This window comes from Amycolatopsis sp. NPDC003861 (genome assembly GCF_053605405.1).
The window spans coordinates 59271-73715 of sequence record NZ_JBSGJD010000012.1; the positions used below are offsets into that span (position 1 = coordinate 59271).

At 72.9% G+C, this 14445-nt stretch carries 16 protein-coding genes; 6 read left to right on the plus strand and 10 right to left on the minus strand.

The window, feature by feature from the left end:
- Window positions 1–41: 41 nt before the first annotated feature.
- Genes ACWEVN_RS05555 through ACWEVN_RS05565 form a run of 3 tightly spaced genes read right to left on the minus strand, consistent with a single transcriptional unit; the run spans window position 42 to window position 4091 of the window.
- On the minus strand, window positions 42–1226 hold the full coding sequence (locus ACWEVN_RS05555; RefSeq protein WP_452050399.1) for a 4-hydroxybenzoate 3-monooxygenase: 1185 nt from the start codon (window positions 1224–1226) through the stop codon (window positions 42–44).
- A 25-nt stretch (window positions 1227–1251) separates the two neighbouring features.
- Window positions 1252–2745: a glycosyltransferase family 39 protein gene (locus tag ACWEVN_RS05560; protein ID WP_452050400.1), complete on the minus strand. Its 1494-nt coding sequence runs from the start codon at window positions 2743–2745 to the stop codon at window positions 1252–1254.
- A 23-nt stretch (window positions 2746–2768) separates the two neighbouring features.
- Entirely contained in the window at window positions 2769–4091 is a 1323-nt protein-coding gene (locus ACWEVN_RS05565) for a diaminopimelate decarboxylase (RefSeq protein WP_452050401.1), read from the minus strand.
- Window positions 4092–4173: 82 nt separating this feature from the next.
- Here ACWEVN_RS05565 and ACWEVN_RS05570 point away from each other — a divergent pair, with 82 nt between their 5' ends.
- A complete protein-coding gene (locus tag ACWEVN_RS05570) occupies window positions 4174–5055 on the plus strand; it encodes a LysR family transcriptional regulator (RefSeq protein WP_452050402.1) in 882 nt (293 codons plus the stop codon).
- A gap of 48 nt (window positions 5056–5103) precedes the next feature.
- Here ACWEVN_RS05570 and ACWEVN_RS05575 read toward each other — a convergent pair whose 3' ends face one another.
- The gene (locus tag ACWEVN_RS05575; protein ID WP_452050403.1) at window positions 5104–5658 is read right to left on the minus strand and encodes a hypothetical protein; all 555 of its coding nucleotides are present in this window, start codon (window positions 5656–5658) and stop codon (window positions 5104–5106) included.
- A 24-nt stretch (window positions 5659–5682) separates the two neighbouring features.
- Window positions 5683–6972, minus strand: coding sequence for an NAD(P)/FAD-dependent oxidoreductase (locus ACWEVN_RS05580; RefSeq protein ID WP_452050404.1), 1290 nt, complete (start codon window positions 6970–6972; stop codon window positions 5683–5685).
- 170 nt (window positions 6973–7142) lie between these two features.
- Here ACWEVN_RS05580 and ACWEVN_RS05585 point away from each other — a divergent pair, with 170 nt between their 5' ends.
- A complete protein-coding gene (locus ACWEVN_RS05585) occupies window positions 7143–7511 on the plus strand; it encodes an STAS domain-containing protein (protein WP_452050405.1) in 369 nt (122 codons plus the stop codon).
- Between the two features lie 40 nt (window positions 7512–7551).
- On the opposite strand, the gene ACWEVN_RS05590 is transcribed toward ACWEVN_RS05585, so the two are convergent.
- Genes ACWEVN_RS05590 through ACWEVN_RS05600 form a run of 3 tightly spaced genes read right to left on the minus strand, consistent with a single transcriptional unit; the run spans window position 7552 to window position 8530 of the window.
- A complete protein-coding gene (locus ACWEVN_RS05590) occupies window positions 7552–7818 on the minus strand; it encodes a DUF4235 domain-containing protein (RefSeq protein ID WP_310970533.1) in 267 nt (88 codons plus the stop codon).
- The gene (locus ACWEVN_RS05595; protein WP_449681020.1) at window positions 7815–8120 is read right to left on the minus strand and encodes a DUF3618 domain-containing protein; all 306 of its coding nucleotides are present in this window, start codon (window positions 8118–8120) and stop codon (window positions 7815–7817) included. Before ACWEVN_RS05595 ends, ACWEVN_RS05590 begins: the two co-directional genes overlap by 4 nt.
- Window positions 8117–8530, minus strand: coding sequence for a phage holin family protein (locus ACWEVN_RS05600; protein ID WP_310970535.1), 414 nt, complete (start codon window positions 8528–8530; stop codon window positions 8117–8119). Before ACWEVN_RS05600 ends, ACWEVN_RS05595 begins: the two co-directional genes overlap by 4 nt.
- 118 nt (window positions 8531–8648) lie before the next feature.
- Here ACWEVN_RS05600 and ACWEVN_RS05605 point away from each other — a divergent pair, with 118 nt between their 5' ends.
- The 3 genes from ACWEVN_RS05605 to ACWEVN_RS05615 all read left to right on the plus strand — a co-directional run bounded on the left by ACWEVN_RS05605 (window position 8649) and on the right by ACWEVN_RS05615 (window position 10593).
- Window positions 8649–9110, plus strand: coding sequence for an SRPBCC family protein (locus ACWEVN_RS05605; protein WP_310970537.1), 462 nt, complete (start codon window positions 8649–8651; stop codon window positions 9108–9110).
- A gap of 92 nt (window positions 9111–9202) precedes the next feature.
- Entirely contained in the window at window positions 9203–10042 is an 840-nt protein-coding gene (locus ACWEVN_RS05610) for an aldo/keto reductase (protein WP_452050406.1), read from the plus strand.
- Window positions 10043–10128: 86 nt separating this feature from the next.
- Window positions 10129–10593 (plus strand): hypothetical protein, encoded by a 465-nt coding sequence (locus ACWEVN_RS05615; RefSeq protein WP_449681022.1) that lies wholly within the window; start codon window positions 10129–10131, stop codon window positions 10591–10593.
- Between the two features lie 55 nt (window positions 10594–10648).
- On the opposite strand, the gene ACWEVN_RS05620 is transcribed toward ACWEVN_RS05615, so the two are convergent.
- A complete protein-coding gene (locus tag ACWEVN_RS05620; RefSeq protein ID WP_452050407.1) occupies window positions 10649–11452 on the minus strand; it encodes a GAF and ANTAR domain-containing protein in 804 nt (267 codons plus the stop codon).
- Window positions 11453–11493: 41 nt separating this feature from the next.
- Entirely contained in the window at window positions 11494–12015 is a 522-nt protein-coding gene (locus ACWEVN_RS05625) for a hemerythrin domain-containing protein (RefSeq protein WP_452050408.1), read from the minus strand.
- A gap of 126 nt (window positions 12016–12141) precedes the next feature.
- Here ACWEVN_RS05625 and ACWEVN_RS05630 point away from each other — a divergent pair, with 126 nt between their 5' ends.
- Window positions 12142–13641, plus strand: a complete 1500-nt coding sequence (locus tag ACWEVN_RS05630) for a CYTH and CHAD domain-containing protein (protein ID WP_452050409.1) — start codon at window positions 12142–12144, stop codon at window positions 13639–13641.
- Window positions 13642–14445: the final 804 nt, after the last annotated feature.

Sequence of the window (14445 nt, forward strand, 5' to 3'; positions counted from 1 at the left end):
GAAAGTGCAGTCTTGTTCTTCTTGACAGCGTCAGCCGTGCCTCAGAAATCGGCGTTCTTGCCGACGTAGAGCTCCGCGAACGCCGCCGCGGCCGCGGGCGAACCGAGCAGGCGGCGCATCCGGGCCTGCGCGATGCGCGCCGCGAACGGGTTCTCGCCCGCGGCCGCGGTGTGGTGGAAGATGTCGGACAGCCACAGCGAGAATTCCTGGTACTGCCACACGAGCGGCAGGCACGCGGCCGAGTAGCCGGCCAGCGGTGCGGGGTCGCCCGCGTAGTGCGCCCGGAACGCGTCGGTCAGCAGGAACGCGTCGTGCAGGGCGAGGTTCATGCCCTTCGCCGCGATCGGGGCGACCAGGTGCGCCGACTCGCCGGCGAGGTGCAGCCGGCCGTGCGACATCGGCTCGACGACGTAGTTGTGCATGTCGAGGATCCGCTTCTCGAACAGCCGGCCCTCGACGATCTCGCCGCCGGGCACGGTGAGCCGCGCGTGCAGTTCCCGCCACACGCGCTCGTCCGGCCAGTCCGCCTCGGTTTCGCCCGGCGCGGTCTGCAGGTAGAACCGCGTCACCGTGGGCGTGCGGGCCATGTGCGCGGCGAACCCGCGCGGGTGGATGCCGAACAGCACGCCGTCGGCGGACGGCGGGGCTTCGGCGAGCAGGGCCAGCCAGCCGATTCCGTAGTCGTGGTGGGCTTTCACGGTCGATTCCGCGGGCAGGTAGCCCTGGGAGACGCCGCGGGCGCCGTCGCAGCCCGCGACGAAGTCGCAGTCGATGCGGTGCTCGGCGCCGTCCGCCCGGAAGGTGACGGCGGGCGAGTCCGACGTCAGGTCGTGCAGTTCGACGTCCGAGACCTCGAAAACCGCGTCACCGCCGGCGTCGGTGTACTGCGCGACCAGGTCGGTCACCAGAAGCTGTTGCGGGTACACGAAATGCCGCTGCCCGGTGACGTCGCCGTAGCGGAAGACGTGCCGCTGCCCGGCGAACCGGAACTCGAACTTCTCGTGCTGCGGCGCCTGCGCGACGAGCCGCCCGCCGAGCCCGCGCTCTTCGAGCCCGCGGACCGCCCACTCCTCGATGAACCCGGCCCGCGGGCGTTGTTCGATGAACGCCCGGCTCTGCGCCTCCAGCAGCACGCAGCCGATCCCCGCGCGCCGCAGGAGGTTCGCCACCGTGAGTCCGGCCGGGCCCGCCCCCACCACGGCCACCGCCGTGCGCCTCGCCACCATGCGCCCGAGGGTAGCGCGAACCCGCTCAGTAGTAGTGCCGCAGCTGGGGCCACGCCTCGGACCACGGCCGCGTGAGCGTGCACAGCGAAAGGACGACACCGTCTTCGTCGTTGTCGACGCCGTCGGCGTTGTGGTGCTTGCCGACCGCGCGGCAGCCGGTGATCAGCCGGGCCGCGGGCGTGCCGGGCCGGACGCGTCCGACGAGCAGCACCGGGCCGACCAGCCGGTCCGGCGGCGGCCCCCAGTCCGCGTACGACATGTGCGGCGAGTACGGCTGCGGCAGCCCGAGCCCGCGACCGTAGTGCTCGAGCGCCCCGGCCTCCCCGTAGTTGCCGGCCAGGATGACCGCGGTGTCGCGCTCGGCGTCCGGGATCCGCTGCCACGCCCCCGCGACGCTGCCGGCGAAGTCCGGCCAGCCGACCTGCTCGCCCGGTTCCTTGTTCAGCGCCAGCAACGGGCCGTTCAGCGCCGCCGCCGGCACCACCGGGAGTCCGATGAGGACGGACACGGCCACGCACACCGCGGCGGCCGCGCCGGTGAGCGCCCGCCGGACCGTCCCGCCCCGGCCCAGCCACCGCAGCACCGGCTCCGCGCCCAGCGCGACCAGCGGCAGCAGCAACGGCACCGAGTAGTACGGCTTGCCGCCGACGACGAGCAGTTCGACGCAGACGACCGGGTAGGCGACGGCCAGCGCGCGGGCCCACCGCAGGCCGGGGTCGCGCCACGGCCGGACGAGCCCGGCGACCCACACCGGCACCAGCACCGGCGAGAGCAGGACCAGCTGCATCGGCACGAACAGGAGGCGGTTCTCGGCGCCGTCGTCCTCGCTGATCCCGCCGGCCACGGTGAGCATCGGCCAGCCGTGCGAAGCCTGCCAGAGCACCACCGGCGCGGCCAGGAGAGCGGCGATCCCGACGCCGGCCGCGAGCCACCGGGACCGCAGCACCCGGCGCGGCCCGGCGACGGCCACACCGACGCCGAGCCCGGACAGCAGGAGCAGCACGAGCCACTTGTTCGCCAGGCCGAGCCCGGCGGCGGCGCCGACGGCGAGCCACCAGCGGCCGTCGCCGGTGCGCAGCAACCGCAGCCCGAAGAGCGCGATCAGCGACCACAGCAGCACGTCCGCGGAATTGGTCGCCAGCATGTGCGACACGACCAGGACGTAGGACGACAACGCCGTCGCGATCGCGGTGAAGAGCTGGACGCCGCGGCCGCCGCCGAATTCGCGGGCGATCAGCGCGACGACCACGACGGTCGCCATGCCGAGCAGGGTCGCGACCACGCGCAGGCCGCTCGGCGTCTCGCCGAACACCGCCGTCGACGCGCGCGCGAGCCACGGCGTGATCGGCGGGTTGTCGACGTACCCCCAGTCCGGCCGGTGCCCCGCGGCGACGAAGTACAGCTCGTCGCGGTGGAAGCCGTAGCGGCCGGACAACACCGTCAGCACGAGGGCTTGTGCGGCAACGACGATCCCGACCGGCAGCGCGGCGAACCGCGGCAACTCTCGACCATCCCCCATGGCCGGGCATCGTACGCGGCCGGTCACCGTTCCGGGAGCGCTCCGAGGAATTCGCCGCCCGCGTCGGCGACCAGTTCGGCCAGGGTCTGCGCGCGGCGCAGCGGCGTGAACTCGACGTCACCGCGCGGCGACACGGTGAAGCCGTACACCGCCGGGCGCGGCAGCGTGTTGTACGCGTAGTGCGCGCCGAAGTAGTACGCCCCGGTGTCGTGGGCGACGACGAGGTCGCCCGGTTCCAGCAGCGGCAGTGGCCGCTCGCGGGCGAGAAGGTCGCCCGCGAAACACAGGGGACCGGCGATGTCCTGCGGTACCTCAGGCCCGGTCTTCGGCGTGCCGGAGGCGTCGAACGCGCCGAGCCGCAGCGGCCAGTGCTCCGGCTGGAGCACCGTGCGCGCCGCCACCTGGCCGCCCGCGTGCGTCACGGCGATGTGCCGGCCCCCGGCGACCTTGGTGTATTCCACCGTACCGGCCAGGAAACCGCTCTTCGCCAGCAGGGACCGGCCGAATTCGGTGACGAACGCGTAGCGCCCGTCGGCCAGGGCCGGAACCCGGGCCAGCAGCGTGGCGACGTAGTCGGCATACGTCGGGCCCGGCGCGTCGGACATGAAGTCCACCGGCAGCCCGCCGCCGAGGTCGAGGCTGGTGACCTGCCGGTACCCGGCTTCGGCGTTGATCTGCTCGGCGAGTTCGTGCACCGCGGCGACGCCCTCGGCCATCAGTTCCGGCGGGCAGCCCTGCGAGCCGACGTGGACGTGCAGCCGCGTCAGCCACGGCCGGCACGCGAACGCCTCCAGTAGGAGCGCGCGGTTTCCGTTGTCCCGCAACGGGATACCGAACTTCGACGCCGGGGTGGCGGTGCTCGTGTCCCCGATCCGGCCCGCGCCGACCTGGGGGTTGATCCGCAGGCCCAGCACCGACCGCGGCCGGGTCGCGCCGACCAGCGCGTCGAGCCGGGCGAGTTCCTGGAAGTTGTCGGCGTTGACCGCCGTGCCCTCGGCGAGGGCGTGCGCGAGTTCGGTGGTGGTTTTGGCGGGGGAGTCGAGCACCAGCCGCGGACCGCGCAGGCCCGCGGCCTCCGCGACCGCCGTCTCACCGGGGCTCGCGACCTCGGCGTCGATCCCGAGGTCGCCGAGGTACCGCAGGAGCGGCGCGAGGCCGCACGCCTTGGCGGCGACGGTGTGCTGGACCCGCCCGAGCGGGGCGAACGCCTTGGTGAGGTCTTCGACGGCTTCCCGGACAGCGGTGAGGTCGACGAACCCGGCCATCGGAGCGACGAGCCGCCGCCCGGCCGCGAGGGCCAGCAGCTTGCGGTCGGGGCGGGTCAGGGGCGCGCTGGTCGTGGTCATGGGCCCCAGGACAGCAGCGGGCGGCGCGTCCGGTCCAAGACTTCGTCCCGATGGGATGATAGGAACACCCTATAATCGCTGCGTGGACCTGCGTCGATGGCACTATTTCGCCGTGCTCGCCGAGGAAATGCACTTCACGAAGGCCGCCGCCCGGCTGTTCGTGTCCCAGCCGTCGCTGAGCCAGCAGATCCGCGCCTTCGAGGCGGACCTCGGGGTGGCGCTGCTCGACCGCACGGGCCCGCGGTTCGCGTTGACCGAGGCCGGCCGGGTGGCCGCCGCGGAGGCCCGCGCCCTGCTCGACCGGCTGGACCGGGCCCGGGGCGTGATCACCGCGGCCGGCCGGGGTGACACCGGCCGGCTGCGGATCGCCTACACGCGGTCCGCGCCCGGCCCGCAGGCGGGCGACCTGGTGGCGGCCTACCGCGAGCGGCACCCGGACGTCGAACTCGCCCTCGAAACGGGCTGGACCAGCCTGAACCTGGCCCGGCTGGCGGCGGGCGAGATCGACGTCGGGTTCGTGCGGCCGCCGGTCACCGCCGCGGGGATCGAGGTCGCCGTGGTGGGGTCGGAAGAGGTCCTGCTCGTGCTGCCGGCGGACCACGCGCTGGCCCGCCGCCGCGGGCGGGTGCGGCGGGCCGCGATCGCCGCCGAGCCGGTGGTGTTCTGGCCGCGGGAGAACGGCCCCGGCCAGTACGACGCGATCAGTGGCCAGGTCTGGCCGGGCGGGTTGCCGCCGATCGTCCGCGAGGAGCCGGAGGACGAGCAGTTGATGCGCGCGGTGGCGGAGGGAGCGGGCCTCGCGGCTGTCCCGGAGCACCGGGCGCGGGCGTTGCGCCGCCGTGGCGTGGTGCTGCGGCGGCTGGAAGACCCGCCCCCGAGGATCGACCTGGGCCTGGCCTGGCGGGCCGGCTCGGTCTCCCCGGTGGTGCGGGCCTTCGTGGAGCTGGCCGCCGGGCGGCGGTGAGCGCTCAGCCCGGCTTCTCCGATCGTGCGGACTTCCGCGGCCCTGGGTCTAGTCCAGGCCCAATGCCGAGCGGACCGCCGTGACCACGACCGGGTGGCCGAGCGGCAGCGGCGGGGGCACCCGGTCGTCCGGGTTCTCGCTGCTCGACGCCACCACCCGCACCTCCGTGCCCGCCTCACGCAGCTTGGCCACCACGTCGTCGTGCTCGGCGAGCCAGGCGTCGTTGGCCTGGGTGGCGTCGTCGGAGGCGAGGAAGGCGTCCGAGGCCGGGTCGACCAGCAGCAGGTGCTGGGCCGCGCCGGGGTGGCGCTCGACCAGCTGGAGCGCTTCCGCCGCGAACGGGCCGCTCGCCACGACCGCGATCGCGGGGTCGCCCGGGCCGGCGTCGCCGAGGAGGTCGTCGGCCTCGGTCAGGGCGCCGCCCGCCGGCACGCGGCACCAGAAGACGGCTCGCTGCTGCGTCAGCGGCCGCCAGGTCGCCGGCAGCTCGTCGTGCTTCCCGGCGCCCGCCGGGTCCAGCACGATCACCTTGGGGCCCGACGGGTCCCCGGCCGTCACCACGGACGGACCTTCGGAACGGACGGGTTCGGGTTCGGCGGGCATGCGCTTCCCTTTCACACGAGACGATCAGCGACGGGGGAGTTCGGGGCTGTCCGTGTCGAGCGGCACGGACCCGGACCGGACGAGTCCCAATTGGACGGTCTGGCGGCCGGTCAGCGCCTCCAGGACCCAGTCGGCGGCCGTGCGCACGCGGTTGCCCGGCATCGACATCAGGTGGTAGCCGCGCGTCACGGCCTTCGCCGGGCGCCCGGACAGCGGGATGTGCAGCGGGTTCGCCGCGGCCGCGCCGGCGCCGAGGTCCACGACGAAGCCGAGGTCGTGGTGCCGGTAGCTGCCGCGGCGGCCGTAGCCGAGCGACGCCGCCACGTTCCGCCCGGCCAGCCTGCCCTGCCGCTCGGCGTGCTGCGCGGTCATCGCGGTGTACTGGCCGGGACGGGTCAGGTCGGGCACCGCGGCCGCGTCACCACAGGCGAAGACGTCGTCGCGGCCCGGCACGTTCAGCTGCTCGGTGACCACGAGCCGGCCCTTGGCGGTCTCCAGCCCGAGGTCGGCCACCAGCGGGTCCGGCCGCACGCCGACGCACCACACGAGGGTGCGGGCCGGCACCGCGTCGCCGTTGGTCAGCGTGACGCCCTTGGCGTCGGCGTGGTCGACCGACGTCTTCATCAGCACCTCGACCCCGCGGGCTCGCAGCACCTCGTCGGCGGTCCGGCCGAGCCGCTTGTCCAGCTCGGGCAGCACCCGCTCGGCGACGTCCACCAGCAGCCAGCGGATCTTCTGCCCGGCGAGCTCGGGGTGGCGCGCGGCGAGCGCGGCGGTGAACGCGGGACCCTGCGCGGCGACCTCGGTGCCGGTGTAGCCGGCGCCGACCACCACGAACGTGCAGCGGGCGTCGCGCTCGGCCGGGTCTTCGGCCGCGGCGGCCAGTTCGATCTGCCGGGTGATGTGGTCGCGCAGGTACAGCGCTTCCGGGACGCCGCGGAAACCGTGCGCGTATTCCGGCACGCCCGGGATCGGCAACAGCTTGTTGACGCTGCCCGCGGCGAGCACCAGCCGGTCGTACCCGATCCGGTGTTCGTTGTCCTCGGGATCGGTGTAGGTGACGTGGCGGGCGTCGAAGTCGACACCGGTGGCCACGCCGAGCACGAGCCGGACCCCGCGCAGCGTTTCGGGGATGGACACCGCGACCCGCCGCGGGTCCAGGATCCCGGCCGCCACTTCGGGCAGCAACGGCAGGTAGAGGAAGTAATCCGTGGGGTTCAGCACGACCACTTCGACGTCTTCGCCGGCTTCTTTCCGCAGGCTCTTCGCCGCGTGGTAACCGGCGAAACCGCCGCCGACGATCACGACACGCATCGATCTCCTTCCGGGACGCCGATTTCGGTCCCGAACGGATTACCCGAGGTCGGAGCCGGGAAACCCGCGGGGTTGACCTCACCGCTCAGGGGCGTACGGTCAAGGGTGTTGGCTGTTGTTCAGACACGTGCTCCGGTCAGCGCCCCTGCACCGCTGAAAAAGGGAGCGCCATGTACGACTGTTTTCGCACGATCTACGAACCGTCCGGCCTCACCGTCACCACGACCGAACGACCGGGCGGGATCACCGTCCTGACCCTGGTCGGTGACATCGACGCCGCCACCGTCGGCACCCTCGACGAAGCCCTCGCCACCGGCGGGCGGCTGATCGTCGACCTGACCCGGGTCGCCTTCCTCAGCTGCGCCGGTGTCCGGTCGCTGCTGGAGGCGGACGCCCGCACCGAACTCGCCGTCGTGCTCGGCGGCCACGCGGTCACCCGTTCGCTCGAAGCCACCGGGGCCGACCTGGTGCTGACGATCCACCCCGGGGTCGGGCCCGCGCTCGCCGGCCTGACCCCCGAGCCCGGCCGGGAGGCGTGACCGCCGCGCGGCCCCGCCTCCCGCCGTCCACTGTGTACAGTCAGTCGTCGCCGGGCCAGTCGCCGGTCGCCTTGCGGTAACCCACCGCGCCGGCCCGCTCGGTGGCGGCCTTGACGGCTCCGAAGATCGCGCCCTGGACCGCCGCCGCGATGACCACCTGCCGCCAGGTGTAGTCGCGGTCGGTGGCGTCCGGGGCGTCCTCTTCGCCGGCCACCTGCTTCCAGACCTGCTTGAAGACCTGGCCGGCGAGGATGCCGCCCAGGGCACCCACCACCCAGCTCAGCGGTTTGTAGAGCGCTTTGTTCACGAGTCCCTCCGGCGCAGGATCAGGCGGATCAGGATCACCAGGCCCAGCACGCCGGCGAAGACCGGCAGCGGGTTGGCGCGGACGGCGTCGGCGCCCTGGCGGAACTTGACCGCGGTCGGCTCGTTCGTCACGTCCGCGACCTTCGCGGTCGCCTGGTCGAGCTTTTCGTCGACGTTCTCCTTGACCCGGGTCTTGACGTCGAGCTTCTGCCCGAGCGCCTCCAGGGTCTCGGTGAGCTCCTCCCGGGTGGCGTCCCGGTCGAGGCGCGCCTCCTCGGCGTTCTTCGGGAAGTCCCCGCTCATGTCCGCACTCCCTGCTTCACGGTGTCCACGTCTTCGCGGACGCCGCTGATCGCTTCCTCGGGCACCGGTGGCACCCCCTGCGTCACTTCCTTCTTGCCGACCAGTGCCGCGATCCCGGCGACGACGAACAGCGCGACCGCGACGAGCACCGCCGCCAGCCAGCCGGGCACGACCAGCGCGAGCGCCAGCACGGCCGCCGCGACCAGCGTGCCGGCCCCGAGGAACGCAAACAGTCCTGCCGCGCCGAACAACCCGGCGCCCAGGCCCATCTTCTTGCCCTTGCGCTGCAGTTCGAAGACCGCGAGCCGCATCTCGTCCCGGACGAGCCGCTTGACCTCGTCGGTCAGGTCCGTCACCAGTTCGCCGACCGAGCGGTCGGAAGCCGGCTTCTTGTTCACCTCTTCGATCACCGAACACCTCCTTGCCTGGCCGCCGTGTACCCGGCTCCGCCCTGCGTCAACCACGCCGGGTTTGACGCCCCGTGCACCGGGTAGCCGATTTGCACCGACCAACGACCAGGAGGAGTGCATGAGCACGATCACCGAAATCGTGGACGTGGAAGTCCCCGTTTCGACCGCGTACAACCAGTGGACGCAGTTCGAGGAATTCCCGCAGTTCATGGAGGGCGTCGAAGAAATCCGCCAGGTGGACGCCACCCACACCCACTGGGTGACGCGGTTCGGTGGCGTGACGCGCGAATTCGACGCGACGATCACCGAGCAGCACCCCGACGAGCGGGTCGCCTGGACGTCGGACTCCGGCCCGGACCACGCCGGCGTCATCACCTTCCACCGGCTCGACGACTCCCACACCCGGGTGACCGCGCAGATGGACATCGACCCGGAGGGCTTCGCCGAGAACGTCGCCGACAAGCTCGGCGTGCTCGACCGGCGGGTGAAGGGCGACATGAAGCGGTTCAAGGAGTTCATCGAGCAGCGCGGCCGGGAGACCGGCGCCTGGCGCGGTGACGTGGACCGCCCGGGACAGTAGCCCCACCCGATCGGGGTGCGTTGACGCGGCGGCGCGGGGATCACCCGCCCCGCCGCGTTTCGCGTCCGGGGACCGCCGGGTAGGCCGTAGGCATGACGACCACCACGGCCGGCGTTCCGGCCACGGAACTGAACAACGGCGTGCGGATCCCGCAGTTCGGGTTCGGCGTCTTCCAGATCCCGCCCGAGGAAACGGCCCGGGCCGTGCGGACGGCCCTGGAAACCGGCTACCGCCATGTCGACACGGCGCAGATGTACCGCAACGAGGCCGGGGTCGCCGCCGGGATCGCGGACGCCGGTGTGGCCCGCGAAGACGTGTTCGTCACGACGAAGCTGGCGAACGACGCGCACGGGCACGACAACGCGATCACCGCCCTGGAAGGCAGCCTGCGCCGGCTGGGCTTCGAGTACGTCGACCTCTACCTGATCCACTGGCCGTTGCCGGCCAAGGACAACTACGTCCGGACGTGGCAGGGCTTCGAGGAAATCCTGCGGGCCGGCAAGGCGCGCGCCATCGGCGTGTCGAACTTCCAGCCCGCCCACCTCGACCGCCTCGCCGAGGAGACGTCGCTGGTGCCCGCGGTCAACCAGATCGAGCTGCACCCGGCGCTGCAGCAGGCGCAGCTGCGCGAGTACCACCGGGCGCACGGCATCGCCACGGAGGCGTGGAGCCCCTTGGCGCAGGCGGGGATCCTCGACGACCCGGTGCTCACCGGCCTGGGGGAGAAGCACGACCGGACGCCCGCGCAGGTCGTGCTGCGCTGGCACGTCCAGCTCGGCAACATCGTCTTCCCGAAGTCGGCGTCACCGGAACGGATGCGCCAGAACATCGACGTGTTCGGCTTCGAGCTCGACGACGAGGACATGGCGGAGATCGGCAGGCTCGACGAAGGCCGCCGCACCGGGCCGGACCCGGACACCTTCGCCGGGTGACGGTGTTCACCCCGTGACGGGGGCGTTTCCCTGCGCGACCTGCCGGGTATTCCTCCGGCAAGGTCCCCCAGGAAGGAGCGTCCGGCATGACCACGAACGCGTACCTGTCGTTCCTCGCGATCGGCGTTGCGCTGGTCCTGATAGACGGGCAGATCATCTACCGCAGCGGCCGCCGGTACCTGGAGAACTCCTACGGCGACCCGGCGGCGGGCGCTTCGATGACGCGCCTGGTCACGGTGTTGTTCCACCTCGCGACGCTGGGCGTGCTGGCGCTCATCTCGACGATCGACCTGGGCGGCAGCGACCTGCCCGGCGTGGTCGGGCGCATCGGCGTGCTGCTGCTGATCCTCGCCCTGGCCCACGCGATCACCCTCGGCGTCCTGGCCCGCATCCGCGGTGAGCAGGAGGTGGAGGCGGTCGTCCAGCGCGGCCCCCGGCCGCGAGCCGAGGCCGAGCAGGGCCCGACGGTCACCCCGGTGCCGGGGCAGGACGGCCGGTACCCGGCCGCCAGCCCGTCGCTGGAGAACCGGGCCCCGTACACGGCCCCGTAAGAAATCGGCACCCGGGAGCGCCACTTCCCCCGCGGAAGCGGCGCTCCCGGTGTGGTCAGGCCTCTTCGGAAGCCGGCAGATCGATTTCGGTGTGCCGCGAAGCGAGGGTTCTCGCCAGGTCGGCCAGCTTGACGTTCAGGTCCTGGGACGCGCGGCGCAGCACGTCGAAGGCCTCGTCCGCGGTGATGCCGCGGCGCTGCATCAGGATGCCCTTGGCCTGCCCGATGACGTCCCGGCTGTCGACCGCCCGGCGCAGGTGCGCCGACTCCAGCTCGGCCGAGGCCACGGCCTGGGTGTGGGTCAGCGCCAGTGACGCGTGTGTCGCCAGCAGCAGCGCGATGTCGATCGCCCGGGCGTCGAACGCGCCCGGAGTGCGCGAGTAGATGTTCAGCGCGCCGGAAAGCCGCGGCGGCCGGGCGTCCGGGAGCAGCGCGGTGGCCAGCACCGAGTGGAAGCCGTGGCGGGCGGCGGCCGGGCCGAACGCCGGCCAGCGCGGGTCCCGGCCCAGGTCCTGCGACCAGCCGGCGGCCGGGCCGTCCGGGCGGGCCGATTCCACGCAGGGACCTTCCCGGTGGTCGTACTGCACCTGGTCGAGCCGTTCGGCGATCGGATCGGTCTCGACCGGGGTGTGGTAGCGGCCGTCGGCGTCGCGCAGGGTGACGCTGACCAGGTCGGCGTCCGGAACGAGCGCGGCCGCGGCCCCGACGACGAGCTTGAGCACCCCGCCGGCGGTCGGCGTCACGTCGAGCAGGGTCCGCGTGAGGTCGGCGAACTGCCGGGCCAGGGGCCCGGGCTCGGGTGCACCGTCCTGCCCGAACCAGGCCCGGTCCCGGGCCCACTCCTCTTCGCCGACGCTCATGGGTCCTCGCTGCCTTCCTGATCGGGGTCGCGACTGCCCATTCAACCCGATGCCGGAGCCTGGAGGGCGGCACGGGCCCGGTCGACGAACCCCGGGCCCGGCCACAGCTGGTCGGCCTGGGGCACCCGGTCGGCGAGGCCGGGGTGCGGCAGCGTCGCCGCGGCCTCGCGGGTTTCGAGGACCTGCCGGCCCAGTTCGGCCTGCTGCTCCTGGGAGCAGGTGCGCCGGATTTCGCGGACGGCCGCGGGCCCTTCCTCACGGACGTGCCGCCGGACGGCCCGGATCAGCCCGCCCAGCAGGCGCTCGAACCGGGTTTCCTGCGGCCCGGTGCCTTCGAGCTGCCGCATCAGGCCGTCCGCTTCGGCGAGGTCGCCATCGCCGTCGAGGTAGGGCTCTTCGGCGACGGAGTGCCGGACCAGTTCCGCGATCAGGTGATCGGCGAGGTCCTTGCGGTTCTCCGGGCTGCCCTGGCCGAGCTCGAGCTCGGTGCAGAGCCGGTCGAGCTCGCGGTGGTCGCCGGCGAGGACGGTCGTCAGGTCGGTTGCGGGCTGGTTGCCGTTCATGCACTCTCCTGGTCCGGGCTCGGGTACTGCAGAACCGGATACCCGCTGGCCCGGCGCCGAATCCCGTGTCGGCCGCGTGCCGCCCGGGTACCCATCCGGTGAACCCGGCCCCAGGGAGGACGAACCATGGCAGCGCCGTCGTCGGTGACCGAGCGCGAACGCAAGTACGAGATCGTCGCGGGCAGCGGCGTGCCCCGCCTGATCGGCGTCGGCGGCGTCGAGACCCAGGACGACCCGGTCGAGCACGTGCTCGACGCGTCCTACTACGACACCTCGACGTTCCGGCTGGCCCAGTCCGGCATCACCCTGCGGCGCCGGGTGGGCGGCCCGGACGCCGGCTGGCACCTGAAGCTGCCGGTGTCGGCCGACGAGCGCCAGGAGCTGCAGCTGCCGCTGGGCGGCGACCCGCACAAGGTGCCCGGCCGGCTTCGGCGGCTGGTGCGGGCGTACACGCTGGGGGAGAAGCTGGTGCCGATCGCGCACTTGCGGACCGATCGGTTTTCCCACCGCCTGGCCGGCGCCGACGGGCAGACGATCGCCGTCCTCACCGACGACCACGTGACCGGCGAAGCCGGCGGCGCAACCGCGCGGCTCGACGAGTGGCGTGAACTGGAGCTCGAACTGGACCCGTCGGCGGCGCCGGAGCTGCTCGGGGAGTTCGACCGGGCGTTGACCGAAGCGGGAGCTTCGGCGTCGCCGTGGTCGTCGAAACTGCGCCGGCTCGTCGGCGACCGGGTTCCGGCTGCGCCGCGGGTGGGGAAGAAACCGTCCGCGGGAGAGGTGGTGCTCGCTTCACTACGGGAGCACTACGGGCGGTTGCGCCGGGCGGACGTCGGGGTGCGGCTGGACGCCGATGACGCGGTGCACCAGATGCGGGTGGCGATCCGGAAGCTGCGGAGCACACTGCGGACGTTCGATTCGGTGGTCGAGTCCGCGGGCATCGTCGGCGAGCTGCAGTGGCTGGGACGTCAGTTGTCGCCGTTCCGGGACACCGAGGTCGCGGAGGAGCGGCTCCGGGAGCAGCTAGACGACGTGCCGTCGGAGCTGGTGTTCGGGCCGCTGCGGCAGTTCCTCACCCGCCAGTTCGCCAGGGAGGCCGAGGAAGCGCGGACGCGGGCTCTGGAGGCGTTGACCGGGAAGCGGTATTTGGCGTTGCTGCGGTCGTTGGACGCGCTGCTGGAGGACCCGCCGTTGACCGCGGCGGCCCGCAAGCCGGCGAAGGCCGGTCTGCGGAAGCCGTTGCGGAAGGCCGCTCGGAAGCTTCGCCGCGCTGAGGCGGCGGCTCACGGGGATGAGATCGAGGTGGCCCTGCACGAGGTGCGGAAGAAGGCGAAGCGGGCTCGGTACGCCGCGGACACCGTGAAGCCGGTCTACGGGAAGAAGCTGCGGGCTTGGCGGAAGAACGTGAAGGCTGTTCAGGAGACGCTGGGGGAGCACCAGGACACGGTGGTCGGCCGGGAGGTGCTGCGGCATTTGGCGATCGCCGGGCAGGGGGAAGGGCAGAACACGTTCGCCTTCGGGGTGTTGTATGCGCGGGATGAGGAGCGGGCGCGGGAGTTGCGGGCGGGTTTTGGGCGGGAGTGGCGGCGGCTTCGGAAGGGGGATCGGCCGGGGTGGCTGGGGTGAGTTTTCGGGTTTTGGCGGGTGGGTGCCCGCCGGGATGAGGTGGGCGGTTGGGGTTCAGCTGGGATGAGCCTGGTTGGTGGAGCCGGGTTGGGCCCGGTTGGTCGGGGTACGGCCGGATTGGGCGCTGGGTTGGGCCCGGTGGGTTGGGGTTCGGCCGGGTTGGCTGCTGGGTTGGGCCCGGTGGTTGGAGTTCGGCCGGGTTGGGCGTTGGGATGAGTTCGGTCGGTTGGTGCTTGGCGAGGAGAGCTCTGCCGTTTTGAGCGGTGCCAGGCTGATGCTCGTTGGGTGATCCTGCCTAAGTGGGTCCCGCCGGCCCGAACGCTCGATTGTTCAACGGCCGACAGACCGCGTCAAGGCGGGAAAGCGTGCCTTGACCCGGCCTGTCGGCCGCTGGCTCGGCTGCGTATCGGGTCGGCAGGGGGGTGTGGCCGGAACGGTGCCTTTGTCTTGCTGCCGGGCTTGGGGCGCCGGGTTGGGATGGGCCGCCGGCTGCGAGGGTGCCGGGTGTCGTGTGCCGCGTGCCGCGTGCCGCGTGCCGCGGGACCGCTGGGTGCGTGCCGCGGGCTCGAGCTGCGGGGCGCTGGCTGCGAGACTGCCGTGGGCTCGGGCTGCGGGGCGCGTGCCGCTTGTCGCGGGGCCGCTGGCTGCGAGACTGCCGTGGGCCGTGGGCCGTGGGCCGTGGGCCGTGGGCCGTGGGCCGTGGGCCGTGGGCTCGGGCCGCGTGCCGCGTGCGTGGGCTGCGTCCCGTGAGCCGTGGGCCGTGGGCCGTGGGCCGTGAGCTCGCGCCTCGGGCGGGGCCCCGGC